The 25,154-nt window shown below is 60.1% G+C and carries 20 protein-coding genes and 1 pseudogene; 18 read left to right on the plus strand and 3 right to left on the minus strand.

The annotated features are described in order from the left end of the window. Positions 1 to 1,254: 1,254 nt before the first annotated feature. The 3 genes from cydB to fdhD all read right to left on the minus strand — a co-directional run bounded on the left by cydB (position 1,255) and on the right by fdhD (position 4,638). Positions 1,255 to 2,268, minus strand: a complete 1,014-nt coding sequence (gene cydB / locus NMB40_RS07860; RefSeq protein WP_017354501.1) for a cytochrome d ubiquinol oxidase subunit II — start codon at positions 2,266 to 2,268, stop codon at positions 1,255 to 1,257. Between the two features lie 11 nt (positions 2,269 to 2,279). After that, complete coding sequence (locus NMB40_RS07865; RefSeq protein WP_017354500.1) at positions 2,280 to 3,668, minus strand: cytochrome ubiquinol oxidase subunit I; 1,389 nt, start codon at positions 3,666 to 3,668, stop codon at positions 2,280 to 2,282. A gap of 109 nt (positions 3,669 to 3,777) precedes the next feature. Then, the gene (gene fdhD, locus NMB40_RS07870; protein ID WP_026070516.1) at positions 3,778 to 4,638 is read right to left on the minus strand and encodes a formate dehydrogenase accessory sulfurtransferase FdhD; all 861 of its coding nucleotides are present in this window, start codon (positions 4,636 to 4,638) and stop codon (positions 3,778 to 3,780) included. A gap of 477 nt (positions 4,639 to 5,115) precedes the next feature. Between fdhD and NMB40_RS07875 the strand changes: the two genes are divergently transcribed. The 18 genes and pseudogenes from NMB40_RS07875 (at position 5,116) to fghA (ending at position 25,145) form a co-directional block, all read left to right on the plus strand. After that, complete coding sequence (locus NMB40_RS07875; RefSeq protein ID WP_026070515.1) at positions 5,116 to 7,389, plus strand: FdhF/YdeP family oxidoreductase; 2,274 nt, start codon at positions 5,116 to 5,118, stop codon at positions 7,387 to 7,389. A gap of 31 nt (positions 7,390 to 7,420) precedes the next feature. Continuing rightward, the gene (gene moaA / locus NMB40_RS07880; protein ID WP_017354497.1) at positions 7,421 to 8,461 is read left to right on the plus strand and encodes a GTP 3',8-cyclase MoaA; all 1,041 of its coding nucleotides are present in this window, start codon (positions 7,421 to 7,423) and stop codon (positions 8,459 to 8,461) included. Positions 8,462 to 8,469: 8 nt separating this feature from the next. Then, on the plus strand, positions 8,470 to 9,468 hold the full coding sequence (moaCB, locus tag NMB40_RS07885; RefSeq protein WP_026070513.1) for a bifunctional molybdenum cofactor biosynthesis protein MoaC/MoaB: 999 nt from the start codon (positions 8,470 to 8,472) through the stop codon (positions 9,466 to 9,468). Beyond that, positions 9,465 to 10,718, plus strand: coding sequence for a molybdopterin molybdotransferase MoeA (locus tag NMB40_RS07890; protein ID WP_017354495.1), 1,254 nt, complete (start codon positions 9,465 to 9,467; stop codon positions 10,716 to 10,718). The genes moaCB and NMB40_RS07890 overlap by 4 nt, the downstream gene beginning before the upstream one ends. Continuing rightward, a complete protein-coding gene (locus NMB40_RS07895; RefSeq protein ID WP_017354494.1) occupies positions 10,718 to 10,978 on the plus strand; it encodes a MoaD/ThiS family protein in 261 nt (86 codons plus the stop codon). Before NMB40_RS07890 ends, NMB40_RS07895 begins: the two co-directional genes overlap by 1 nt. Before the next feature lie 3 nt (positions 10,979 to 10,981). Further along, positions 10,982 to 11,500, plus strand: coding sequence for a molybdenum cofactor biosynthesis protein MoaE (locus tag NMB40_RS07900; protein WP_017354493.1), 519 nt, complete (start codon positions 10,982 to 10,984; stop codon positions 11,498 to 11,500). Then, the gene (gene mobA / locus NMB40_RS07905) at positions 11,466 to 12,032 is read left to right on the plus strand and encodes a molybdenum cofactor guanylyltransferase (protein WP_026070512.1); all 567 of its coding nucleotides are present in this window, start codon (positions 11,466 to 11,468) and stop codon (positions 12,030 to 12,032) included. Before NMB40_RS07900 ends, mobA begins: the two co-directional genes overlap by 35 nt. Then, positions 12,029 to 12,388, plus strand: coding sequence for a hypothetical protein (locus NMB40_RS07910; RefSeq protein ID WP_017354491.1), 360 nt, complete (start codon positions 12,029 to 12,031; stop codon positions 12,386 to 12,388). Before mobA ends, NMB40_RS07910 begins: the two co-directional genes overlap by 4 nt. Positions 12,389 to 12,475: 87 nt before the next feature. Further along, the gene (gene modA / locus NMB40_RS07915) at positions 12,476 to 13,219 is read left to right on the plus strand and encodes a molybdate ABC transporter substrate-binding protein (protein WP_026070511.1); all 744 of its coding nucleotides are present in this window, start codon (positions 12,476 to 12,478) and stop codon (positions 13,217 to 13,219) included. A gap of 3 nt (positions 13,220 to 13,222) precedes the next feature. Further along, entirely contained in the window at positions 13,223 to 13,906 is a 684-nt protein-coding gene (modB, locus tag NMB40_RS07920; protein WP_005413347.1) for a molybdate ABC transporter permease subunit, read from the plus strand. Then, positions 13,896 to 14,555: pseudogene (locus tag NMB40_RS07925) on the plus strand (ATP-binding cassette domain-containing protein); the annotation flags it as partial. The gene modB and the pseudogene NMB40_RS07925, both read left to right, overlap by 11 nt. Before the next feature lie 685 nt (positions 14,556 to 15,240). After that, the gene (locus NMB40_RS07930; RefSeq protein ID WP_026070510.1) at positions 15,241 to 16,638 is read left to right on the plus strand and encodes a sigma-54-dependent transcriptional regulator; all 1,398 of its coding nucleotides are present in this window, start codon (positions 15,241 to 15,243) and stop codon (positions 16,636 to 16,638) included. Between the two features lie 9 nt (positions 16,639 to 16,647). Then, positions 16,648 to 18,669, plus strand: a complete 2,022-nt coding sequence (locus tag NMB40_RS07935) for a cache domain-containing protein (protein ID WP_494360673.1) — start codon at positions 16,648 to 16,650, stop codon at positions 18,667 to 18,669. Positions 18,670 to 18,789: 120 nt separating this feature from the next. Continuing rightward, a complete protein-coding gene (locus NMB40_RS07940; protein ID WP_227832955.1) occupies positions 18,790 to 19,713 on the plus strand; it encodes a bestrophin family protein in 924 nt (307 codons plus the stop codon). 233 nt (positions 19,714 to 19,946) lie between these two features. Continuing rightward, complete coding sequence (uvrB, locus tag NMB40_RS07945) at positions 19,947 to 21,926, plus strand: excinuclease ABC subunit UvrB (RefSeq protein WP_017354485.1); 1,980 nt, start codon at positions 19,947 to 19,949, stop codon at positions 21,924 to 21,926. A gap of 212 nt (positions 21,927 to 22,138) precedes the next feature. Further along, positions 22,139 to 22,414 carry a formaldehyde-responsive transcriptional repressor FrmR gene (gene frmR, locus NMB40_RS07950; RefSeq protein ID WP_017354484.1) on the plus strand — a complete coding sequence of 92 codons (276 nt, stop codon included), beginning with the start codon at positions 22,139 to 22,141 and terminating at the stop codon, positions 22,412 to 22,414. Positions 22,415 to 22,917: 503 nt separating this feature from the next. Next, positions 22,918 to 24,246 (plus strand): DUF3422 family protein, encoded by a 1,329-nt coding sequence (locus NMB40_RS07955; protein WP_026070509.1) that lies wholly within the window; start codon positions 22,918 to 22,920, stop codon positions 24,244 to 24,246. Between the two features lie 68 nt (positions 24,247 to 24,314). Next, positions 24,315 to 25,145: an S-formylglutathione hydrolase gene (gene fghA, locus NMB40_RS07960; protein WP_017354482.1), complete on the plus strand. Its 831-nt coding sequence runs from the start codon at positions 24,315 to 24,317 to the stop codon at positions 25,143 to 25,145. Positions 25,146 to 25,154 lie beyond the last annotated feature (9 nt).

Raw genomic sequence — 25,154 nt, forward strand, 5'->3', positions numbered from 1 at the left:
GCGCTGGAGTTGTGAGTGAAAGTCCCGTCGCTTCCTCCAGCGGTGTTCTAGGTTCTTTGGGGAGCCGTGCTATGCCGAGGAGCGCGAGTAGGCCATTGAGCATGGACGAATCAGTGGTTCAAGTTCCATGTCGCGCGGCCGATACAGCCCTGTCCAGACTCCTGGCGGGTCGTCCCGGCCACGAATCCAGTCGATGGCATCCCGTTTGCCCAGGAGCTCCGGAGCGACGTTCTAAGTACCCTGCCATGTACTCAATTCAGAAGATCATCGACCTGCTGCTGCTATTGGGCGTTCCTTCGCTGCTCTTCATTGGCGCTTACGTTCTGCGCCGCCCCAAAAGAGAGCTCAGTTGGGAGCCGGTGCTGGATCAGCGAGTTCATTGCTGGAAATGGTGCGCCTATGGCTTCATTTTTCTCTTGTATGTTCCCGGGACGACGTTGTATCGAACGTTGATTCCTACGGGTTGTGATGGACTTGTTTGCGTCCAGTTCTTCACCGCGAGTGGATACCGTATCGCCCCGAGCGAACTTCATGTTGTTCTCGTCGCAACTGCCGTTTTCGCGGGGTACTTCTTTGCGCGTGTTCGAGCTTCGTACTCACCGATTCCTACCAGGGCCCGGGGCTACGTCCTGAAGGTTGCCTATCATGGCAAGGGGGAGTACTCGCCACACTTGGAGATAGCCCGCCAAGTTCGCCGGCGTCAGCTCAGAGCGGAGCTTGCTGAAAGGCGTAGGCTTGAGCGGGAGGGCTTCCACCTATGGTTAAGATCCGTACGGCCGTGGGTTTGCACGTTGGCCAGAGGCTCTACTGTTGAGCTACTTAGCCCCATGCTGTCGGGAAGGGACCCACTCACTCTTGTCAGGTGGCTATCTCGTAGCGGCCCCATACATGATGTAGTCCTTCTTTCTAGGCGACTTCGTTGGTGTGAGGCGTTCTTCTACCACCTCACCGTGAATCATCGACTTTCCTTCAAGTCAGTTCGATCCGAAGGCATACGATTCAGGGTCGGCTGAAGGCCCCACTCATCACATCCTGTGTGTCTTAGGGCGATACACGATTCTGGGAGGCCGGGCGTATTGGCTAACTGATTGAGTCAAGTCGAGGGCCAGAGGCGGTGGCATTTGACCTTCGGCTTAGCTGAAGATAGTCCAGTGACATTCAGTTCATGAGTCGGCCGCCACCGAACCCACTCGCCCTTTCCGGGCTTTAGTTGAGCCCATTCTCCACTTCAGGCGAATGGGCGGCATATCACGCTCAATGATAGCTCGTGCTCGCACTCACCTTGCCGCGGAAAACGCGGTATGACCAGGCGGTGTAGCCCAGGATGACAGGAAGCATGACCGCCAAGCCGACCAGGCTGAAGCCAAGCGACGACACTGGCGCTGCTGCATCCCAGATCGTCAATGCCGGGGGGAGCAGGTACGGCCACATGCCGAGTACGAGGCCTAGGTAACCCAGGACAAACAACGACAGGCTCAGTAGGAAAGGGGCAAGATCATGAGTGGGGCGTTTCTCCGCGCGCCACAGCGCCACTGCCACGGCGAGCGTAAGAAGGGGGACGGGGGACAGCCACCAGAAATTCCCGTCACTGAACCAGCGAGTCATTAGTCGCAGATCAAGGAACGGCAGCCAGCTGCTCACGAGCCCCATGGCCACGATCACGGCGACCACCAGGGGGCGGGTCAGGCGCCTGGCAAGTGCGTGGGTTCGCCCCTCGGTCTTCAAGATTAGCCAGGTGCCTCCAAGCAAGGCGTAGCCGGCAACCAAGGCTGCTCCGGTAAGCATGGCAAAGGGGCTGAACCATAGGAATGGCCCGCCAGCGTAGGTGTCACCAGTCATTGGCACGCCTTGCACCACCGTGCCAAGAATCACTCCTTGAGAGAACGCGGCCAGAAGCGAGCCAAGGCCGAAAGCCACGCTCCAAAGCCTCTTGGAGCGATGGGCTTTGAACCTGAACTCAAAGGCGACCCCCCGGAAAACCAATGATACAAGCAGCAGAAGTACTGGAAGGTACAGGGCCGAAAGAAGCGCTGCATAGGCTGTTGGAAACGCTGCTAGCAATCCGGCTCCGCCGAGCACCAGCCAGGTTTCGTTGCCATCCCATATTGGGGCAGCGGTGTTCATCATCACATCGAGCTGCTCTTCATCCTCGGCAAAGGGCGCGAGAATGCCAATACCGAGTACGAAGCCGTCGAGGACGACGTACATCAGGACGCCGAAGCTGATGACGGCGAACCAGGCGATGGGCAACCAGGTCATCGAGTCCATGTCAGCGTTCCTCAGAGAGATTGATCAGCGGCCGAGATAGGCCGTGCAGGTGTGCGATCACCACCCTCTAGCGACGGACTTCCGTCTTGGGCATGTGGGCCATGTCGGAGGATCTTGACCAGATACCAGATGCCCCAACCAAATACGAACGCATATCCAGCGACATAGACCGCGAGTGAGATCGCTGTCATCCAGGCCGTTTGCGGTCCCACGGCATCAGCCGTTCGCAAAACGCCATAGACAATCCAAGGCTGGCGCCCCATCTCGGTGACAAACCAGCCGGCCACCAAAGCAACGAACCCACTTGGAAGCATCCAGTTCCAAGCGCGCAGCAGGGCCCCGGAATCGAACAGCTTACGGCGGGCCAGGGTGAAAGCAGAAAGCCAGGCGAGCAGTAGCATGAGGGTGCCTATCCCAACCATGATCCGGAATGCGAAGAACACAGGCGTGACCGGAGGTCGTTCGCTCGCCGGTACGGATGTCAGCGGTGCGAAGGTTCCATCCATGGAGTGAGTCAGGATGAGGCTGCCAACACGCGGAATCGCGATCTCAAGATCGTTCCGCTCTTCCTTCTCATTTGGTACAGCGAAGACGACCAGCGGAACTCCTTCACCTTCTTGGCCCTGATGCCAGTGAGCCTCTACCGCTGCGATCTTCATCGGCTGGTGCTTGAGGGTGTTCAGACCATGCATGTCACCCACGAAAATCTGAACAGGAACGGTAATGGCCGCAAATATCACAGCCGCCCCAAGCATCTTGCGGCCGGCTTCGACGTGCTCCTTACGCCGCAGGTACCAGGCGCCAACACCACCCACCACGAAGCAGGTTGTTATGAATGACCCTATTGCCATATGGGCCAGTCGATAGGGGAACGATGGATTGAACACAACCTCGAACCAGTCAACCGGATGGACCACTCCGTTGATCATTTCGTAGCCCGCAGGCGTATGCAACCAGCTGTTGGAGGCAAGAATCCAGAACGTTGAAAAGAGCGTTCCAAGTGCGACCATGCATGTGGAAAAGAAGTGCAGGCGTGGTGATACTCGCCCCCAGCCGAACATCATCACTCCGAGGAAACTTGCCTCCAGGAAGAAGGCTGTCAGGACCTCGTAAGTCAGTAGGGGGCCGATTACGGTTCCGGCGATCTGGCTCAAACGAGGCCAGTTTGTGCCGAACTGGAACGCCATGACGATACCGCTTACCACGCCCATGCCGAAGGACACGGCAAAGATCTTCTGCCAGAAGAAGAACAGATCCCGCCACACCGGGTTGCGGGTTCGAAGCCAGCGCCATTCCACGAAACCAAGCCAACTGGCCAAGCCAATGGTGAAGGCAGGGAAGAGCACATGGAAGCTGATGAGAAAGCCGAACTGAATTCGGGAAAGGAGGAGGGCGTCCATAACGATCCCAATAGGGGGTGGGTGGTGGCTAGCGGCTCAAGTTCCGATGGTGCCTAGCAATTTCATCGGCGGAGATCCTTGCTCATTGCACGGCAGGCGTCATCTGGCGTCATACGGCTGCTAGGTGTGCAGCTTCCAAATCGAGTAGGCGCTGGGGGTGTGAATAGATGTTGAAGCCATCCGAGCGCGCGAAACCGACAAGACAGATCCCTGCGGCCTTTGCGAGATCTATGGCTAAGGCTGTGGGTGCCGATACCGCTGCAACGATCGCCATGCCTGCATAGGCGGCCTTACTCACCATTTCGTAGCTAGCACGGCTAGATAGAAGCACGAGACCTTCGTTGGTTGAAGTCGATGAGCGCCTCATTGCACCAATGAGCTTATCTAGTGCGTTGTGCCTGCCCACGTCTTCGCGTACCACTTCGATAGCTCCGTCCGGGAGAACCCATGCTGCTGCGTGGGTTGAGCCGGCAGCCTCGTTCATTGGCTGTAGCCCTTTTAGCGAGGACAGTGCTACGCGTAGCGCCAAGGCGGAGTAGGTGGTGGGTCGGTCGATTGGCAAAGGCATTCTGAGCACTTGCTCCAGTCGACTAGCTCCACATAGCCCGCAACCGCTACGCCCGGGTAGGTTGCGGGTGGCGTCGTTGGGCATTGACACGATGGGCGCACTATCTGTGACTTCCATCGCCAGCTCAATGCCTTCCAGCGATGGCCTCACTTCAATCCGGAGAAGTTGGGAGGGATCAGAAATTGTTCCCTCCGTCATGGAAAAGCCCAGCGCAAAGTCTTCCAGATCCGTTGGGCTGGCCATCATCACCGAGAAAGGACTGTCGTTGTAGAGCATCGCGACAGGCACTTCTTCGGCAACGCTGTCCATGATTGAGCCGCGCTCGCCACCACGCCACCGAAGGGTTCTTCGATATGCGATGCCGCAGGGCTCGTTGGCAGGTACTGGGCTGGGCGCTTGCATGGAGATGAGGCCTGGCGGGGAGGGAAGCCGGTAACGATGATCTGGGCGTGCAGGGTCCCTCGGGTCGGGGACTTCTTAGTGGTTTGACAGTGCGGAGAGTATCCCAAGGCGTACACCCCGCTGCGGTCAAAATTTACAAATGTTCGCAGATGGACAGTTTGGCTGAGTTGATCCGACATTCTGTTCGAGGGGCTGTGGCCCGCCTGTCCGCTACATGTGCCTGTAGCTAGAAAACGCCCGATAAATTAGATAGTTACAATCGATGGCGGGTGGCGTGAAGACCTGTTCGTGGTGAGGGCCAGGATGAGCGCTTCGGGTCCGTTGAGGCACTCGTATCGGACACCAGTGCCTCGATTCGATCCCCGGCGTGTACGCCGGACGTCTTGTCTGGGCAGGGTGGACATACTGCCCGTGGAAGGGGAGGCCGTCGCGTGCTTAACTTTTCCCACTCCCAATTGCATGCTGCGAGTGCCTGTCATGTCAGAGCAGAAGATCCCCCGTTACAAAGCCTACGACCATCCTGCCGGTGGTTGGGGTGCCGCCGGTGCAACCGCCAAGGTTCTGATGCAGCAGAGCGTCATTGCCAAGGGATCTAAAGCGCTTTTGTCGATGAATCAGCCTGGGGGATTCAAGTGCCCCAGTTGCGCTTTCCCGGATGCAGATCACACCAAGAAGCTGGAGTTCTGCGAAAACGGTGCGAAGGCCTTGGCATGGGAGGCAACCAAGCATCGCGCCACGCGTGAGTTCTTCGCGGAGCACACTGTCCAGGAGCTGATGGCGCAGTCCGACTATTGGCTGGAGATGCAGGGTCGATTGACCGAGCCGATGCGATATGACCCGGTATCCGACCATTACGTTCCTTGTAGCTGGGATGAGGCCTTCGCGCTGATCGGGCGACACCTGCAGGCCCTGTCCAGCCCGCATGAGGCTGAGTTCTACACCTCGGGGAGGACGCCGAACGAAGCCGCGTTCCTGTACTCGATCTTCGTGCGCGAGTTCGGAACCAACAACTTCCCGGACTGCTCGAACATGTGCCACGAGCCGACCAGCCGGGGGTTGCCGCCGGCAATTGGTGTCGGCAAGGGCACTATCGTGCTCGATGACTTTGAGCATGCTGAGGCCATCTTCGTCATCGGCCAGAACACAGGCACCAACTCACCACGAATGATGTCCAACTTGGTGGAGGCGCGGAAGCGTAATGCTCCAATTGTCGCGGTCAATCCTATGCCGGAACGTGCGCTGATTCGCTTTGCCGAGCCCCAGGACGTCGTGCAGATGGCCACGTTTGGCTCCACCGAGATTTCCAGTGAATTTGTACACATTCGCATCGGCGGTGACCTGGCCCTGATCAAGGGCATCATGAAGGCTATGTTCGAGCGGGAAGCGGCCGGCGAGTCTGTTCTCGATCACGAATTCCTGACCGAGCACACCGTCGGGCTGGAGGCATTGCGTGAAGAAGTGATGTCCCTGGAGTGGAGCCAGATCGTCCAAGTGTCCGGGATCAAGAAGGAGCAGATTCTGCGTTGTGCAGAGATCTACATCCGTTCCCGTGCGACCATTATCTGCTATGGCATGGGCCTGACCCAGCACCAGCAAGGATCTCGCCTTTTGCAGCAGGTTGCCAATCTGCTGATGCTGCGCGGCAACTTCGGAAAGCCCGGGGCGGGCATTGCTCCTATTCGCGGCCATTCCAACGTGCAAGGCGACCGTACCGTCGGCATTGATGAGAAGCCGACGCAACGCTACCTGGACCAAGTTCGCGACGTGTTCGGGTTCGAACCGCCGCGCGAACATGGGCACCATGTGGTTGAGTCTATTGAGGCGATGCTGGCTGGAACCGCCAAGGTCTTCATCGGCATGGGCGGGAACTTCATCCATGCTGTTCCTGATACCGAAATTGCCTACAGGGCAATGCGTGGTCTTGAGCTTACGGTTGGCATCGCCACCAAACTCAACCGTGGCCACCTAGTGCATGGCAAGGAGGCGCTGATCCTACCGGTGGTGGCGCGCTCGGAGTGGATCCATACCCCGCTGGGTGAGCAGTTTGTCACCATTGAGGATGCCATGTCGAATGTCACCGCATCCCGTGGAGTACTGGAGCCTGTGAGTGAACATGTTCTTCCGGAAGTTGAGATCGTGTGCCGCATGGCAATGGCAACACTGCCGGACAGCAAGGTCGACTGGGCAGCTTGCATGCACGATTACAACCATGTTCGTGAGCTGATCGCGGCGGTCTATCCCAGCATCTACGCAGACTTCAATGAACGGATCCAGGCGCCGCGTGGCTTCCACTTGGACATTCCGCCGCGCCGCCGTGAGTGGCCGACACCTAACGGGAAGGCCAATATTCTGGTGTTGCCGGGTCTTGAAGTGAACGACCTGGTCGAGGATCCCACTATGCTTCGGCTGGCCACGGTTCGCTCCCATGACCAGTACAACACGACAATCTACAGCTACAACGATCGCTATCGCGGTGTGTATAACGATCGAATGATCCTCTTCATGAACCTGGAAGATCGAGTAGCACGAGGGATTGGGAAGGAGGAACAGGTGAGCCTCGAGACGATCTCCAGTGATGGCGTCTGCCGGCGGGTCGATGGGTTGACTGTGCTTGACTATCCGATGCCGCGTGGCGCGATTGCGGGCTACTACCCTGAACTCAATCCACTGCTACCTCTGGATTACTTCGATCGCATCAGTGGTACCCCCGCGGCGAAGTCGATCCCGGTCAGGGTGGTCATTTCACAGTGATTGCGCCGGCATGTCGTAGGGAGGACTAAGAATGTCAGCCGAGCTCATTCGGGCGCCAGAGCCGGTAGGTGAGGGCGCACTGGCAGATCATCCCCGCCAACTCACCGACGGTTTCGGACGCAGCTTTCCGTACCTGCGCCTTTCGTTGACCGAAGCCTGCAACTTCCGTTGCAGCTACTGCCTGCCCGACGGCTACCAGGCCGATGGCCGCCCGCGCTTCCTGCAGGTGGAAGAAATCGCGCGCCTGGTGCGTGCGTTTGCCGCGCTGGGCATGAGCAAGATCCGCCTGACCGGCGGCGAGCCCAGCCTGCGCAAGGACCTGGATGAGATCATCGCCACCGTGGCGGCGGTGCCGGGCATCCGCAAGGTGGCCATCACCACCAATGGCACGTTGCTACCGCGGCGCCTGCCGGGCTGGCACCGCGCCGGCCTGACCGCGCTGAACGTGAGCATGGACAGCCTGCAGCGCGAACGTTTCAAGACCATCACCGGGCATGACCGCCTGCCGGAGATCGAACAGGGCCTGGCCCTGGCGCAGGCGCTGGGCCTGCCGGCGATCAAGCTCAATGCGGTGCTGCTGCGTGGCCTGAACGACGACGAGCTGCCGCAGTGGATGGACTACCTGCGTGACCGCCCCTTCAGCGTGCGCTTCATCGAACTGATGCGCACCGGCGACAACGAAGCCTATTTCCAGCGCCACCACCTGCGCGCCGACGTGGTGATCGAGCAGCTGCTGGCGGCTGGCTGGCACGAACGGCCGCGCGCCGCCGATGCCGGCCCGGCGCGTGAGTACAGCCACCCGGACCATCGCGGCACGGTGGGCATCATCGCCCCGTATTCGCGTGACTTCTGCAAGGGCTGCAACCGCCTGCGGGTGACCGCCAAGGGTGACCTGCGGCTGTGCCTGTTCGGCGAGTTCGGCGTGCCGCTGCGCCCGCTGCTGCAGAGCGACGATGACCATGACGCGCTGCTGGCACGCATTACCACGCAGCTTGGCCTGAAAGCGGCCGGGCATGGACTGCACCAGGGCCAGACCGGGCTGACCCCGCACCTGGCCTCCATCGGAGGATGAGCAACACGATGAGTGGGGAATTGAATGCGGCCTTCCATATGGCCGATGTCCGCGACAAGCGCATCACCCGCCGACGTGCGGTGGCGGTGGGCGAGCTGCATGCCGGTCCAGTGGCCTATCCGCTGATCGTCGAGCGCCGCCTGCCCAAGGGCGATGCGCTGGTGATGGCCGAGATTGCCGGCCTGCAGGGCGCCAAGATGGCCTCGATGCTGATGCCACTGTGCCACCCGCTGCCGCTGGAACTGGTGCAGGTGTTCTGCGCGCCGGTACCGGAACGGCAGGCGATCCGCGTGTGGTGCGAGTGCGCCAGCGAGGCGCGCACCGGCGTGGAGATGGAGGCACTGGCCGGCGTCAACGCGGCGCTGCTTACCCTGTACGACCTGAGCAAGCCGGTGGAACCGGCCCTGCGCATCGAAGGTATCCGCCTGCTGTTCAAGGAAGGCGGCAAGCGCGGTGTCTGGCTGCACCCCGACGGCATGGACGATGCCGAGCGCACGCGTTTCAAGCCGCGTGCGCCGAAGGGCCTGGAGGGCGCGGCCTGCGCGGTGATCACGCTGAGCGATCGCGCCAGCGACGGCACCTATGAGGATATCTCTGGCCCGACCCTGGTGACCGGCCTGAAAAAGCTGGGCGGCGAGGTGGTGGCCGCTGAGGTGTTGCCCGATGGCATCGAGCCATTGGCGGGTCGCCTGCAGGCCTTGGCCGCCGAGGGCGTGCGCCTGTGCCTGTGTACCGGTGGTACCGGACTGGGCCCGCGTGACCTGACCCCGGAGGCGCTCCGTTCCCTGAACGCGCGGCCGGTACATGGCCTGGCGCAGATGGTGCGCGCGCTGAGTGCACAGCACACGCCGATGGCCTGGCTGAGCCGCGCCGAGGTGGTGCAGCTGGGCAACATGCTGGTGTTCGCGCTGCCCGGCAGCCCGAAGGCGGCGGCGCAGTGCCTGGATATCCTGGCGCCGGTACTGGGCCACGCCCTGGCGATGGTCGAGGGGGATGGCCACTCATGATTCCCTATTGCGAAGCCTTGCAGCACCTGCTGGACGCGGCCACGCCGCTGCCGGCCGAGCGCGTGCCGCTGCATGAAGCCGGCGGCCGTACCCTGGCCAGTGACATCCACAGCGGGCAGTCGTTGCCGCCGTTCGACAATTCGGCGATGGACGGCTTTGCGCTGCGCGCCAACGGCGCGACGTTCGAGGCCGGTACCGAATTCGCGGTGCAGGGCTGGCAGGCAGCCGGCGATGCCGGCGCCGAAGGCGGCGAGGGTGCCTGGGAAATCATGACCGGAGCGCGCATGCCGGTTGGCCTGGATACGGTGGTGCCGGTCGAGAACGTGGAGATCCTCGCCAGCGAGGACGGCCGCCCGACCCGCATCGCGCTGACCGCGACGGTGAAGCCGGGCCAGAACGTGCGCCTGCGCGGCCAGGACGTGCGCGAGGGTGAGCGCGTGCTGTGCGCCGGCCAGGTGCTGGATATCAATGCCCGCACCCTGCTGCACGCCCTGGGCGTGGGTGAGGTGGCGGTGGTGGCGCGGCCGAGGGCGGCGGTGATCGCCACCGGCAAGGAACTGGTGACCGAGGCGGCGCAGGCGCTGGAATCGGGCCAGATCCGTGACAGCAATCGCCCCTACCTGGTGGGCCGCCTGCAGGCGGCCGGTGCCGAGGTGGTCTGGCAGGGCACGGTGGGCGACGACGTGGCCGCGTTCAATGCGGTGCTGGATGAAGCGCTGGCCGCTGGCGCGCAGCTGCTGATCAGTACCGGCGCGGTGTCGGCCGGCCGCTACGACTTCGTTCCCGATGCGCTGCGTGGCCGTGGTGCGCGCATCGTCTTCCATAAGGTGGCGATCCGCCCCGGCAAGCCGTTGTTGTTCGCGGTGTTGCCCAATGGCGCGCTGTACTTCGGCCTGCCCGGCAACCCGGTTTCGGCTGCCGTGGGCCAGCGCTTCTTCGTCGAGCCGGTACTGCGCCGCCTGCTGGGGCTTGCACCGGAACCGGTGTTGCGGCTGCCGCTGCAGGCCGACGTGCGCAAGCCGCCCGGTCTGCGCTTCCACGCGCGGGCGCGGGTGGAAATGGACGGGCAGGGGCGCCTGAGTGCGCGCGTACTGTCCGGGCAGGAGTCGTTCCGTTTGATGTCCATGCTGCAGGCCAACGCCTGGGTGGTGCTGGAGGCCGAGGGAGACCTGGCCAGCGCTGGCACCTTCGTGCGCGTGCAGGGCTGGGGTCACCACGAACCGGTGCAGCTGGTGAGCCAGGAGTCATGATGAAACAGGTGAATCTGCAGTTGTTCGGTGCGTTTTCCGATCTGGATGCCAGCCGCGAAATCGCCGTCGATGTGGCCGGTGGCACCGTGGCCGATCTGCGCCAGGCGCTGCGCGAGCTGCTGCCGGTGCGTTGGCCGGGTTTCCGCGCGGGCCTGCTGGACTACTCGGCGTTTGCCGACCAGCAACGCGTGCTGCGCGACCACGAGGCGCTGCCCGACGATGGCCGCGTGGCGATCCTGCCACCAGTGAGCGGGGGCTGAGCGATGAGCGAGAAGATCATCGCGACGGTGGTGGACCGCGCGCAGGCGGCGATCGATCCGGCCGAAGGCATCGCGGCGGTATCTGATCCGGGCTTCGGCGGCATCGACGTGTTCATCGGCAAGGTGCGCGACGTCAACATCGGCCGGCCGGTGACCGGGATCACGTACGACCTGTTCGAACCTTTGGTGCTGAACGAGTTCAAGCGCCTGGCGGCAGAGGTCGAGGCGACGTTCGGTCCGAAGCTGAAGCTGTATGTGGCCCACGCCAAGGGCCGGTTGGGCATTGGCGATGTGGCGGTGGTGGTGGCCGCCGGCAGCCCGCATCGAGACGAGGCATTCCGGGCCTGCCGGCAGTTGATCGAGGTGGTCAAGCACCAGTGCCCGATCTGGAAGCAGGAGCATTACGAGGACGGCGACAGCGAGTGGACCGAAGGCTGCAGTCTCTGCCATGCGGATAACGAACCCACGCAAGCTCATGACAATGCCCATGAATGTGCACACGATCACGAACATTCCCACTGACGGCATCGTGCTGGCCGGTGGTCTTTCCAGCCGGATGGGCCGTGACAAGGCGCTGCTACCGTGGCACGGGCGAACCCTGCTAGAGCACATGCGTGGCCTGCTGCGACAGGCAGGTGCGGAAAGGGTATGGGTGAGTGGCAACTACCCGGCCTTCGGTGGCATTCCTGATCGCGTGGCACGCTGCGGCCCGTTGGGCGGGCTCTACAGTGTGGCCATGTGCATGCCGGACGCTGCCGCTCTGGTGCTTCCGGTGGATACGCCCAATGTGACCCCGGCGTTACTACAACGGTTACGTGATGCGCCTTCGGCTGCCTGTGTGCTGTTTGCGGAAGAACCCCTGCCGATGCGGTTGCAGATTGATGACCATTGCCGGCATGTGTTGCGGGAATTGATCGAGAATCCGGCGGCGCACCGCTCGCTACACGCCCTGCGAGAACGCTTGGGCGCAATCGAGCTGCCACTGGCGGATAGCGAATACGACCAGCTACTCAACTGCAACACCTCAACCGAGCTCGAGTTCATTGCATCATGAAAGTCCAGCTACAGCGGCAGGCAGTTCGTCTGCGCGTTGATGAAGAGGAGCTAGCGCAGTTGCTGGCCGGCGAATCGGTGGAGAACCTGACGCGGTTCGGCGGCGATCGCGGCTGGGGCATGGTGCTATCACTGCATGCAGGGCAACAGGCGGTGCTTCTGGAGGGGAGCGAGTACTGCCGGTTGATGCTTCCTCGCGAAGCGGTTCAGTCCTTGGCATTACGTTTGCCCTGTCGTGATGGTCTGGGTTTTGGCATTGCGCTGGATGATGACATCTCGCTGCAGCTTCAATTCGATGTGGATGTACGAGACAGCCTGCGCCAACGAGGTCCGCACCGTCGTGCACCCTCTACCTAGCTCTGGGCGGGCCAGCTATGTAGCGCCTGCGATGCCAAGGATAGGCGGTGAAACCGATCTAAACCCAACCAAACGGGGAAACCAATGATGAAACGAGTTGGACTGTTGTTGCTGGGACTGCTGGCCACGGTGCCGGCCTTGGCGGCCGACCTGACGGTGTCGGCGGCATCGAGCTTGACCGAGAGCTTCCGCGAACTGGGCACCGCCTATGAGAAGGCACACCCGGGAACCAAGGTCGATTTCAACTTCGCCGCGTCCGGCGTGCTGCTGCAGCAGATCAGCCGCGGCGCGCCGGTGGATGTGTTCGCGTCGGCCGATGAAACCACGATGGACCAGGCCCAGCAGCAGGACCTGCTGGCGGCCGGCACCCGCGAGGTGTTCGCGGTGAACGCGCTGTGGGTGGTGGTGCCGCCGCAGGCCAAGGCTGCGCCGCGTACCTTGAAGGACCTGGCCGGTGCCGGTGTGCAGCGCATCGCACTGGGCAACCCGGACAGCGTGCCGGTCGGCCGCTATGCCAAGGGCGCGCTGGAAGCGGCGGGCCTGTGGCCGTCGGTGCAGGGCAAGACCATCACCACGCAGAACGTTCGCCAGTCGCTGGACTACGTGGCGCGCGGTGAAGTGGATGCCGGCTTCGTCTATGCCACCGATGCGCAGGCGATGCCTGATCGGGTGCGCCGTGCCTTCGCGGTGCCGGTGGCGGGGCGCATTGCCTATCCGTTGGCGGTGACCAAGGCCAGTGCGCAACCGGTTGAAGCCAAGCGCTTCACCACCTTCGTGCGTTCGGCACAGGGCCAGGCGATCCTGGCCAAGCATGGGTTCGGCAAGCCCTGAGGCATGGATCTCGACTGGAGCGCACTGTGGTTGTCGCTGAAGGTGGCCGGCTGGGCCACCGCGATCAATCTGGTGCTGGGCGTGGCACTGGGCGCGCTGCTGGCACGTCGGCGATTTCCTGGCCGTGAGCTGCTGGATTCGCTGCTGACCCTGCCGATGGTGCTGCCGCCGACCGTGCTGGGGTATTACCTGCTGGTGCTGATCGGCCGCAACGGCCCGATCGGCGCGTGGCTGCAGTCGTGGTTCGGCATCAACCTGGTGTTCACCTGGCAGGCGGCGGTGATCGCTGCGGCGGTGGCCTCGCTGCCGCTGGTGTTCAAGCCGGCACGCGCGGCGTTCGAGGAAGTGGATGGACAGTTGGAGCAGGCCGCACGCACGCTCGGTGTGTCCGAAGCAGCGGTGTTCTTCCGCATCACGCTGCCGCTGGCGTGGCGCGGCATCCTCGCCGGCCTGCTGCTGGCGTTTGCACGCGCGATGGGCGAGTTCGGCGCGACGCTGATGGTGGCGGGCAGCATTCCCGGCCGCACGCAGACGCTGTCGATCGCCATCTACGAAGCGGTGCAGGCCGGCCAGGACGGCAAGGCCAATGCGCTGGTGATCCTGACCTCGGTGGTGTGCATCGTGATCCTGCTGCTGGCCGCGCGGCTGGTGGGCGGACGTCGCCGGGAGCTGCGTGATGTGGCTTGACCTGCAGGTGCAGCGTCGCCTGCAGGCGGCCGGCCAGGATTTCGTATTGGACGTGTCGCTGCAGTGCACGCAGCGGCAGGTGGTGCTGTTCGGGCCCTCGGGCGCGGGCAAGAGCCTGACCCTGAAGGCGGTGGCCGGGCTGCTGAGGCCGGGCCAGGGTCATGTGCGCCTACAGGGGCAGACCCTGTTCGATGCGGCCACCGGTGTGGATCTGCCGCCGCAGCACCGCCGGCTGGGCTACGTGTTCCAGGATTACGCGCTGTTCCCACACCTGAGCGTGCGCCAGAACGTGGCGTTCGGTCTGCAGAAGGGCTGGTTGAATCCGCGGGTCGGCCAGCGCTTCGATGCGGTGGAGCAGTGGTTGCACGCATTCCGCATCGATACGGTGGGTGATCTGCTGCCCTCGCAGGTGTCCGGCGGCCAGCGCCAGCGTACCGCCTTGGCACGCGCCTTGGTGACGCAGCCGCAGGCGCTGCTGCTGGATGAACCGTTCTCCGCGCTGGACCAGGATCTTCGCCAGCACTTGCGGCAGGAGCTGGAGGCCGTGCTGGACGGGGCCGGTATTCCACTGCTGCTGATCAGCCATGATCCCAACGACATTGAGATATTTGGGGGCCAGATCGCCTGCATCGAAAATGGGCGACTGATCTCTCCTCCCGGCTCGCGTCAGAGGCCGACCCGTCAGCCCCGCCTTCTACCATCCTTAGTCGGCTCCCCAACAAGCCCGGGTCTTGAGGGGAAGAGCAACCATCAGTCAGTCGGAGACTCAGAGAGTCCAAAGCCACGATACATCTGCCCGCGAGCCGCGCAAATGGGAGACGACCCTGGTGCATAGGCATCTCTATGCCGGTAGGCGAGCGGTAGGGCCTGGACCTTCTTGCAAGGCGGATCGACTCGCCCGCGCTTGGCCGCGCTGCGTGGCTCCGGCCGAGGCGGGGACAACGCGCACCCAGCGCTTCCCATATGGCCGAATTGGCGTAATGATCCGCTCGAAGGGAGCGAGACTTCTCCAGCCTCCCGTGGCGACCGACCGCCGAGGGGCTTGGAGGGGCACGGAGGCCATTGGCGCTCTGGGCAATATGGCGAGGAGCCCCCGGTCCGTTTGGCCACCAAGAGGTCGATACTAGGCTCGTAGGGCAAGAGTTCCGGATTGGCATATGACTGAGGTCGACAGCATTGAACGTCTCAGACTGGCCTTTGGTGCACAACGTCCTACGTCGTGAGAGGGGGTGTTTTGTTCGATATGTCACCCGTCATCTAGCGGTCGAAAGATCGAAATGAACTCGAACACGAATCGACGGAACTAGCCACGCTTCAATTGTACTGAGGGAAACATGACGCCAAAGAGCGCCAACCAATCTTCCGAAGAGCGCGCAAACGGCGATCTTGCATGGCCGGACCTTGCGCGCTCATCGATACTGATCGTTGACGACGAACCTGGCATGCGTAGCTTCTTGGTTCGTGCCTTGCGACCGCGATGCAAAGTTGTGGAAGCTGCAGCTGACACCATTGAAGCGGAGCAGCATCTGACGGAGCGCCACTTTGACATCGTGATTGTGGACAACGTGTTGCCAGGGAAGAGTGGCATCGCGTGGCTGGAGGACCAGCGCAGGGGAGGGGTCTTGGCCGACTTCATTCTGATTACTGCGTACGCAGACTTGGATTCCGCTATCGGCGCTATCCGCGCGGGAGCGGCTGATTTTCTTCTCAAGCCTTTCAGAACCAATCAGTTGCTGGCCGCTATATCGCGCTGCCTGGAACGCGGTCGCCTACGGCGGGAGAATGCCATTCTCCGTCACGAGCTACATGGCTCCGGTGCACCAGCTGCGCTTCGAGACAGGCTCACAGGTAGCTCGCGTGCGATTCAGGCCACCAAGGATCTGATCGCGAAGGTCGCACCACTGCCCAGTAGCGTGCTGTTCACTGGAGAATCCGGCTCTGGAAAGGAGGTTGCCGCAAGATCGCTGCACGCGTTGTCCGCACGGGCATCTCATCCTTTCATTCCAATAAATTGTGCAGCTGTTCCCAGCGAGTTGATTGACGTTGAACTGTTCGGGAGTCTCAAAGGAACGTTCAGTGGAGCGAACTCGTCTCGCCAAGGACTGGTCGCCTATGCAGAAGGCGGAACATTGCTGTTTGACGAAGTCGCTGATCTTCCCTTGGCTCTCCAAGGAAAGCTGCTAAGGATGCTTGAAGATAGACGGATACGACCAGTTGGCGCAGATCGGGAGATTCCGATCGATGTCAGATTCATCTTCTCAACCAACAAGAATTTGGTTGCGGAAGTGAAGAATGGAACATTCCGGTCGGATCTCTACTATCGCATCAACGTTCTCGAGGTGTCGCTTCCTCGCCTTCATGACCGCGGCGCTGATGTGTTGGAGCTGGCGGCGGGCTTCATGCGTGAGCTGGGGCTGCAGCTTGGCCTTCAACCGATTCCGATCGACGAAAGGATCCGGGCATATCTTCAGAGCTACTCGTGGCCCGGGAACGTCCGCGAGCTTCACAACTACGTTGAGCGTAGCCTGATACTCGGACACTTTCCGACTCAGCTTGAGCGGTTGGAGTCACTCTCTGACCCACGAAGCCGGCTGCTCTCGGAGGTCGAGCGCAGGCACATCCTTGCAGTGCTTCGTGAGACTGGCGGAGATCGCGAAAGAGCGGCCACGATCTTGGGCATATCGCGAAAGACGATTGATCGTAAGTGCTCCAGTTGGAATGTATCAGCCTAGGAATCTGCAATGAACCGAGCGCGCTCAGTTCGCTTCCGCCTGCTTCTAATCGCGATCCTTCCAATGTTTGTGATCCTGCCGGCTATCGTCGGCGGACTCATCTACCAATGGGATTTGCGCTTCGACCGACTGCTCGCCTCGAAGGTTGGCGGGGACCTGAAAGTTGCGGGACAGTACATGAACCAGCTGCTCGTCAACGACCGCGCGACGCTGGCTGCGATTGCTGATTCGCAGAGCTTCCATGGCGTCATTAGCCAGGGGGTCAACAAGAATGCAGAGCTTGGCAGCCTACTAGCGTCGAAAGCCCAAGGTGGTTCACTAGACTTCATCGCACTGTTGGATTCAAACGGTCGCTTGTTGGCTAGTAGTGAGCCGGCCTCGCCAGCTGAGCTTGACTTGGACTGGTCAGTCATCGAAAAGGCCCTGAAGGGAGCGTCCAGCGTGGAGGTGGGGGTGGTAAGCCGGGACGATCTGATGGAGATCTCCCCAAAGCTCGCCGCACGGGCCGAGGTCATTCGTCCGCATAACGCAAGGAATCCTGTCGATTCGGCCCAGAGTGAGAAGCGGGGCCTAATGATTCAAGCTGCAACGCCGGTTGCACTTCCAAACAATCAGGTTGGCGTCTTGATTGCGGGTACTCTGCTGAACCACAACACCGAGTTCATCAAGCAGATCACTGATCTTGTCTACCGAGATAAGGCCCTGCGTACTGGCGCAACAGGGATAGCCTCCATCTTCCTTGGTGATACCCGCATCAGCACCAACGCGTTGTTGGCGGGAGGGAACCCAGCGTCGGGGACACGGGTGTCTTCTGAAGTGGCCGAGGCCGTGCTGGGCCAGGGAAAGACCTGGCAGGCGAGAGCCTACGTAGTCAATGATTGGTACATTGCCGGCTATATGCCCATTCTCAATGGCCGGGGCGTACCTATTGGTATGCTCTTCGTGGGCTTTCTGGAGGAGCCATTCACCACCGCCCGTCGAAATTCCATCGGAGCGATCGTGTTCGGTTGCCTCCTTGTTGCAGTCATCACCGTACCCCTTTTTCTGTACATCGCTCGCGGCGTGTTCAAGCCACTTGAGCGGATGGATCAGGCAATTGGACGGGTCAAGGCGGGCGACCGCAGTGCTCGCTCCGGAGCAGGGGCATCCAATGATGAAATCGGACGTGTCGCTTCGCACTTGGACCAGCTGCTCTGTCAGCTGGAAGAGAAGGAACGGCAGCTGGTCGCCTGGAACGAGGAGCTCAATTCCAGGGTAGAGGAGCGAACTGCTGGTCTCGCACTAGCCAATAGACGGTTGGAAGAGACGACCCAGCACCTGATTGTCACTGAGAAGCTGGCAACAATTGGCGAGATCGCAGCAGGAATAGCGCACGAGATCAACAATCCGCTTGCCGTCATGCAGGGGAACCTCGAGCTTCTGCGTGACTCGATCAGGGAGCCCGCGGGTCAAGGGTTTGGAGAAGAGATTGACCTCATTGAGGATCAAATTGGGCGTATCAGCACCATTGTTTCCAAGTTGCTGCAGTTCTCCAAGCCCAGTGAGTACTCCGGTCATAGTGAGCTGTTAGAGCCTGCCACGCTGATGTTGGAGACGCTGCCCCTGATTCAACACCTCATCAAGCGCCATCCCGTGAAGATAGAGAAGAACTTCCTGTCCACACGGCTCGTAACGGGCAATCGGGGCGAGCTGCAGCAAATTCTTGTGAACCTCCTGATCAATGCAATCTATGTCATGCAGAAGGGCGGAACGCTGGGATTGGCGACGTTGGACGTTGACGACGTTCATGGTCACCCTGGCGTCGCTTTGCGAGTCTCAGATACTGGAAGCGGCATTCCTCAGGACATTCTGGTCCGAATTTTTGAGCCATTCTTTACGACCAAACATCGTCAAGGTACTGGGCTGGGTCTTTCCATCAGTCAGATGCTTGCCAACCGCCACGGTGGCAGCCTGTCGGTAGTGAGAACCGGCCTGACAGGGACGGTCATTGAACTATGGATGCCCGAGGCTGCCGACGATGAACTGCTTTAGACCTGCTGTAGCAGTGTCATGCGAACGGCGTGATGTCATTCGCATTTCGAACTCAAGTGGAAGGAATTTGTTGCCTAGGCGTATCGACGCCAGCAGTCGATCAATGAATCAGAGGTTGGCATGACACACCGTCTCCCAGATGTTGAAACGAGAATGCGAAGGCAGCCGACGTTGTGGGACGTTGCGTTTGCCGTCAGGGGTACCATCCTGCCCAGGATCGCATTGCATCTACTACTGATTAGCATTGTGACCGCAGGAGCGGTGCTCGCATCAACGGAGCATCCAGGAATCTTTGCTCGCTTCAGTGCCGTTCCGTTCACGCTCATTGGTATCGCACTTTCCGTATTCATGAGCTTTCGAAACAACGCTTGCTACTCCAGATGGTGGGAGGCGAGGCACCTTTGGGGTGACCTGGTCATAGCGTGTCGCTCAATAGCCAGGCAGACGTCCCTGCTGGATCCAAACAGCCGAGCACAGATCCTGCGAGGCCTGTGTGGCTTCAGTGCTGGCCTCTATTCTCGACTGCGCCGGGCCGACGAAGCCCATGCGATCGCACCTTGGTGGGATATTGGCAAGGCATCACAAGGCCCGAATCCGACGGACGCTGTGCTCCAGGGCATTGGCTTGAAGCTTGCCCATCTGGCTCATGAGGGAAGGATCGACTCGATTCAGTACTCGGTGATGGATAAGCAGCTTGCCAACTTGGCTCGTATCCAGGGGGGGTGCGAGAGGATACTCAATACTCCGATTCCATTCTCGTATTCGCTGCTGCTTCACCGGACTGCGATCGTATTCTGCACAACACTTCCTTTTGCGCTGGCAGGAACATTGGGGTGGTGGACCTTTTTACCGGTGCTCATTGTGGCGTACACGTTTTTTGGTCTCGATGCGCTGGGCCGTCAGCTGGAGGAGCCATTCAGTTCCGCGCCGAACGCGCTCCCGATCTACTCAATGCAGAGGACGATCGAGACAGAGCTAATGTCAACGCTGGCTCTGACTGCGGTCGATCAGGAGTCGGTACAGCAGCCAGGTAGGGAGGAGTGAGGCGTGAGCGGAGGGCGGCGGGTGCACTTCTGAGGCCGCTCCGGCATGTAAGGACATGCCAGCTCACGCCCTAGCGCTAGTCAGGCATGGGTTGCCAGGCTCACCTGAAAGGAACTCGCCCAAAGATAGCATTCGTACAGCCCCCTTGGTTCCGCTCGCACATATGGGATGGAGTCTGTGAGACGGGAATAGTTCCTCTAACGATCAAGAATGAGCCAGTAGGAGCGTAAGTGATGTCAACAGATATGTTCGTAATGCATTCGGATCATACGCCGGCCGGGGATCAACCCGAAGCGATTGCCAGGCTAATTGCTGGCATCGAGGAGGGAGCAACACATCAGACCTTGAAGGGAATTACAGGGTCAGGGAAGACCTTCACGATGGCCAATGTGATCCATCGGCTGAAGCGACCCACGCTCATTCTTGCGCCAAACAAGACGTTGACTGCTCAGCTCTACGGGGAGATGAAGGCGCTGTTCCCCGAGAACGCCGTGGAGTATTTCGTTTCCTACTACGACTTCTTCCAGCCAGAGGTCTATATCCCAGGTAGCGATCGTTACATCCAGAAAGACTCAGCCATCAATGATCACCTTGAGAGGCTTCGACTATCGACTACGAAGTCTCTGATTGAGCGTAGAGACGTGATTGTTGTCGCTTCGGTGTCCTCAATCTATGGACTGGGAGACCCACAGAGCTACCGGGATCTGCAGGTTGAGCTTGCGCTTGGAATCGAACTGGATCAGAGGGACTTCCTGCGTCGGCTTGCATCGCTTCAGTACGACAGGACTGAGCGGACCCTGAAGCGTGGCACGTTCCGTGTGTCTGGCGATGTGGTCGATATTTTTCCCGCCGACTCTGAGTACAAGGCAATTAGAGTAGAGCTCACGGACGAGGGGAGAGTGCAGTCGCTCACCTGGATTGATGCGGTTACAGGGAAGAAGCTTGGCGATGAGACGCGCTACCTCGTTTCTCCAAAGACACTCTTCGCAAGCCCCAAAACAGAAATCAATGAGGCTACGAAGGCCATCCTCAAGGATTTGGAGGCCAGGGTGACGGAGCTCAACGCATCTGGTCGAATCGTTGAGGCAAATAGGCTTTACGAGAAGATCACGAACGACGTGGAGATGATGAGGGAGCTGGGATATTGCTCTGGCATGGAGAACTACTCCAGTTACCTGAACTCGAAGCCTTCAGGAGCTAGGCCGACGACACTCATGGACTACCTCCCGAAGGATGGCCTGCTATTTGTTGATGAGTCGCACGTCATGGTTCCTCAGATCGAGGCGATGTTCAGGAGCGATCAGAGCAGGAAGGATACTCTAATCGAGTACGGGTTCCGTCTACCTTCGGCGATGAACAACAGACCGCTTAGCTTCTCTGAGTTTGAAGCCATCAAGCCCCAGACGATCTTCGTTTCGGCTACGCCTGGCGCCTATGAGATTGGGAGATCCAAGGGAAGATTGATTGACCAGCTCATCAGGCCCACTGGCTTGCTCGATCCGCTGGTAGAGGTGAGGCCGAGGGAGGGCTACAGGCACGATCTTCTGTCAGAGATCGCCCGTTGTGTACGAGAGGGCGACAGGGTCTTGGTGACCACGCTGACAAAGGTGTCTGCTGAGGAGCTGTGCGAGTTCCTCGAGGATCAAGGGGTGCGTGCGAAGTACATGCACTCGGATATCAAGGCAGAGGATCGAGTTGAGATCATCAATGGGCTGAGGGCCGGCGAGTTCGATGTGCTAGTGGGTATCAGCCTGCTGAGAGAGGGGCTCGATATTCCTGAGGCCTCTCTGGTCGCTATCGTTGATGCGGACCAGGCGGGCTTCCTTCGGTCGAGCCAGGCCCTCATTCAGATGATTGGACGAGCCGCAAGAAACTCGCGCGGTAAGGCGATCATGTATGCCGATACGATCACTAGTGCGATGCGGCAGGCCATTTCTGAGACTGATGACAGGCGACAGCATCAGATCGCGTTCAATGAGGAGTTCGGCATCACCCCGTCAACGTCTCGCGGAATGTTGGGATCAACAGAGGCTCGACCTGACCGGTCGCAAGCCCATTCAGCGGAGTTCTGCGCCAACCTAAAAGACCTCTGTGATCGAATTACATCAAAGGAGCGACAGCTTCTGGAGCTCTCTGATGCCGGGGACGAGGAGGAGATCGAGTTCGTCAGGCTGGAGCTAGACAAGCTATACCGCCAATTCATCTACATGTAACCACTCTTTCGAGTGGTGGGGCGTGGCTCCTACAGGAGCCCGCCTTTTGTGGTGTGGGGGTGGGGCGGGAGGGGTCTGTCACTGGCCTCTGGCGGCGGCTCGAAATCAGGCGCAGACTCAGTTGACGGAGTTAAAGACCCTCGCAGATTGCTAGCTTGCATACTATCGGGGAGTATAGTATCGTTCCCTCATGTGATACGGACAGGTGCGCAATGCCTCACAGCCCTCGGGAGAAAAAGCAGGCCCTTACCCGCGTACGTCGGATCAGCGGACAGGTGGCTGCATTGGAGCAGGCTCTGGAGAGCGGGGCGGAATGTGCTGCAGTACTTCAGCAGCTTGCTGCTGTGCGCGGGGCGGTCAATGGTTTGATGGCGACGGTTCTGGAGAGCTATCTGCGTGAAGAGTTCCCGCATAGCGACACCCACACCGACTCTCAAAGGAAGTCGATTGACGAGACCATCTCTATTGTCCGCTCCTATCTCCGTTAGTCAGTTCGCGACATTGCTTGATGGCGCTAGTACTAAGTAGAGGAGGCAATCTATGGGTGTCCGAACTACTTCATTTCCAAGTAGAACCCGCCATTCCTAACCCCTTCGTGGGTTAGGGCGTCACGACTAGGACGTTGAGGCCTTTCCAGGAGGCTCCAAGGCATGCTGGATGATGTCAGTCGAGTTGCGCCTGTCTGTATTTCTTGGAGCGGGCAATCTCTGTCGGCATCGTTGCCTTCGGCATCTGACTGAGTCATGGGAGGCCCTTTGAAGTGAGCTTCCAGCCTCGTTGCGACTCCCATGCGGTCCGCGCCTGGCTGGAAGGTGGGAGAGCAAGGGCCTGCGATCTATGCGGTGCTGTCCTCCCAGCTTGTTGTGGTTCCCACTACCGCCCTACACCAGAGCCGGCTCCACCACACGACCTTTCGCTGAGCTATCGCACAAGCAAGTGATAGACCTCCCGTGAGCGGTGTTTAGAAGATCATCCATTCTTGAGGCTATGTATGAATGACCCATCCGGCCTGAGCCAAGCTGCAGGCACGCCAGCAGAAGGCTACGTATATGGGATGCCGGCGCACGCGGACCGCCGCGCCGCCGTTGAGGAAGTCCATGCGCGACCGCACCTTCTCACCCAGTCTCCGCGAAGCCTTCTCCAGCTCTCCTTCATGACAGAAGGGGACATGAGTCGAGATCGTGCCGCGATCGACGATCTTTCAGGTCGTATGGGGGCTGCAGTCGAGGATCACACCACACCTCATCACGCGCTTACGTGGAATGAGGGTGATCTGCACTGCGAGAAGCACACTGAGTTCTCTTCCTACCTCTGGAGCGCACCACTGAGCTCAGAAACAGGTGAGCCTTGTGGGGACAACCCGTTTAGACAGGGATTCAAGCCGCCAGGACCCGTGATCTCGGCTGTTAGCGTCAGGCTTTTGCCTTGGACCGCGGAGGCGGAGAAGGAAATAGATTGCTTTGATCCCGTCAGCCGCTGCTACTCGCTGGTTGAGAACGGTGCCGCGGCCATTGTGACCGACTTCCGTCAAGACGAGGAAGGGCTAACCCACATGCTCATCCTTGATCGCGACCTGACTCCGGCGCGGGCAGGAGCGCTGGCGCAACGACTGCTCGAGGTCGAGACATACCGAACGCTTGCCCTCCTAGCGCTACCGCTGACTCGTTCCATGACGTCGAATCTTCGTCGCATGGAGGCGCGTCTGGCTGCAATTACTGAAGAGATGCGCAGGGCCTCCGGCGGACGTCGTGACAGTGACGTGCTCCTCTCGGATTTGACCAGCCTGGCTGCAGAGTTGGAGGCGGACGCCGCGGCAAATCTCTATAGGTTTGGTGCAAGTCGGGCTTACTACGAAATTGTTGAAGAGCGACTGGATGCGTTGGCGGAGGATCAAGTTGCCGGCTATAGCACCTGGGCGGACTTCTTGTATCGAAGGATTGCACCGGCCATGCGAACTTGCCAGTCAGTGAAGGAGCGACAGGGGAAGCTCTCAGACAAGTTGACGCGCTCGATCTCGCTCCTCCGGTCGTGGATTGATGTTGAGCTCGAGCGGCAGAACCGCGACCTACTGGCGTCCATGAATGAACGGGCGAAGGTTCAGCTGCGCCTGCAGCAGACGGTGGAAGGTTTGTCGGTGGCCGCCATCTCGTACTACGTCGTGAGTCTTCTCGCATACCTGCTCAAGGGTTTGCCTGGGACGCATGACATCGCAGCAACCGTCACTGCGATCTTGGTTCCCGCTGTATTGCTGCTGATTTGGTGGATTGTCCGAAGGATCAGGCATGCACACGGTGACTCGGCAGTCGAGGACAAGGCCTAAAGCCTCGCTTAAGGCCACATTCGATTCGCGATAGATGGCCTATCAAATTCAACTCAGAGGAAAGAACAATGGAACGCATTGAGCGTCACGCAAGCTTCGGTGGATGGCAGGACGTCTACCAGCATGAATCATCCAGCCTTGGTTGCACCATGAAGTTTGGAGTCTATCTCCCTCCGCAGGCGTCCAGCGGCCCGGTACCTGTTCTCTACTGGCTCTCTGGCCTGACGTGCACAGAGCAGAACTTCATCACCAAGTCTGCAGTGCAGCAGCTCGCTGCTGAGCATGGCATTGCCATCGTTGCTCCGGATACAAGTCCGCGCGGAGAGTCCGTCGCGGATGATCCAGCTTACGATCTCGGCCAAGGTGCGGGGTTCTACGTCAATGCCACCGAGGCACCGTGGTCCGACCACTACCGCATGTATGACTACGTTGTAAGTGAGCTGCCTGCTCTCGTTGAGAAGAACTTCCCTGTTAGCCAGGCTCGCTCAATTAGCGGCCACTCAATGGGCGGCCACGGTGCCTTGGTCATCGCTTTGCGAAATCCAGGTCGCTATCGCAGCGTATCCGCCTTCTCTCCGATCGTGGCACCCACCCAGGCTCCTTGGGGCCAGAAGGCGTTTTCGGCCTACTTGGGGGGAGATCAGGAGCAGTGGCGGCAGTATGACGCCGTGGAGCTGATTGCAGATGCAAAGGAGCGCCTGCCCCTGCTCGTGGATCAAGGGCTCAGCGATGATTTCTTGCAGAATCAGCTCCGCCCCGAACTGCTTCAAGATGCATGCGCCAAGGTGAATCATCCGCTTTCGCTGAACCTTCGCGATGGTTACGACCATAGCTACTACTTCATCTCCAGCTTCATTGCCGATCATCTCAAGCACCACGCATCGGCGCTGAACACCTAACCAAGGAGT

It is taken from the genome of Stenotrophomonas sp. FBCC-B152, assembly GCF_059134105.1.

What these genes read in the sequence shown, in the direction of transcription:
- NMB40_RS07890 (WP_017354495.1), top strand. Translation starts at nt 9,465, where the DNA reads ATGATTCCCTATTGCGAAGCCTTGCAGCACCTGCTGGACGCGGCCACG.
- NMB40_RS07955 (WP_026070509.1), top strand. Translation starts at nt 22,918, where the DNA reads ATGAATGACCCATCCGGCCTGAGCCAAGCTGCAGGCACGCCAGCAGAA.
- moaA (WP_017354497.1), top strand. Translation starts at nt 7,421, where the DNA reads ATGTCAGCCGAGCTCATTCGGGCGCCAGAGCCGGTAGGTGAGGGCGCA.
- mobA (WP_026070512.1), top strand. Translation starts at nt 11,466, where the DNA reads ATGAATGTGCACACGATCACGAACATTCCCACTGACGGCATCGTGCTG.
- NMB40_RS07875 (WP_026070515.1), top strand. Translation starts at nt 5,116, where the DNA reads ATGTCAGAGCAGAAGATCCCCCGTTACAAAGCCTACGACCATCCTGCC.
- NMB40_RS07940 (WP_227832955.1), top strand. Translation starts at nt 18,790, where the DNA reads ATGACACACCGTCTCCCAGATGTTGAAACGAGAATGCGAAGGCAGCCG.
- NMB40_RS07895 (WP_017354494.1), top strand. Translation starts at nt 10,718, where the DNA reads ATGAAACAGGTGAATCTGCAGTTGTTCGGTGCGTTTTCCGATCTGGAT.
- NMB40_RS07900 (WP_017354493.1), top strand. Translation starts at nt 10,982, where the DNA reads ATGAGCGAGAAGATCATCGCGACGGTGGTGGACCGCGCGCAGGCGGCG.
- NMB40_RS07910 (WP_017354491.1), top strand. Translation starts at nt 12,029, where the DNA reads ATGAAAGTCCAGCTACAGCGGCAGGCAGTTCGTCTGCGCGTTGATGAA.
- NMB40_RS07935 (WP_494360673.1), top strand. Translation starts at nt 16,648, where the DNA reads ATGAACCGAGCGCGCTCAGTTCGCTTCCGCCTGCTTCTAATCGCGATC.
- modA (WP_026070511.1), top strand. Translation starts at nt 12,476, where the DNA reads ATGAAACGAGTTGGACTGTTGTTGCTGGGACTGCTGGCCACGGTGCCG.
- cydB (WP_017354501.1), bottom strand. Translation starts at nt 2,268, where the DNA reads ATGGACTCGATGACCTGGTTGCCCATCGCCTGGTTCGCCGTCATCAGC.
- fghA (WP_017354482.1), top strand. Translation starts at nt 24,315, where the DNA reads ATGGAACGCATTGAGCGTCACGCAAGCTTCGGTGGATGGCAGGACGTC.
- NMB40_RS07930 (WP_026070510.1), top strand. Translation starts at nt 15,241, where the DNA reads ATGACGCCAAAGAGCGCCAACCAATCTTCCGAAGAGCGCGCAAACGGC.
- uvrB (WP_017354485.1), top strand. Translation starts at nt 19,947, where the DNA reads ATGTCAACAGATATGTTCGTAATGCATTCGGATCATACGCCGGCCGGG.
- fdhD (WP_026070516.1), bottom strand. Translation starts at nt 4,638, where the DNA reads ATGCAAGCGCCCAGCCCAGTACCTGCCAACGAGCCCTGCGGCATCGCA.
- frmR (WP_017354484.1), top strand. Translation starts at nt 22,139, where the DNA reads ATGCCTCACAGCCCTCGGGAGAAAAAGCAGGCCCTTACCCGCGTACGT.
- NMB40_RS07865 (WP_017354500.1), bottom strand. Translation starts at nt 3,668, where the DNA reads ATGGACGCCCTCCTCCTTTCCCGAATTCAGTTCGGCTTTCTCATCAGC.
- modB (WP_005413347.1), top strand. Translation starts at nt 13,223, where the DNA reads ATGGATCTCGACTGGAGCGCACTGTGGTTGTCGCTGAAGGTGGCCGGC.
- moaCB (WP_026070513.1), top strand. Translation starts at nt 8,470, where the DNA reads ATGAGTGGGGAATTGAATGCGGCCTTCCATATGGCCGATGTCCGCGAC.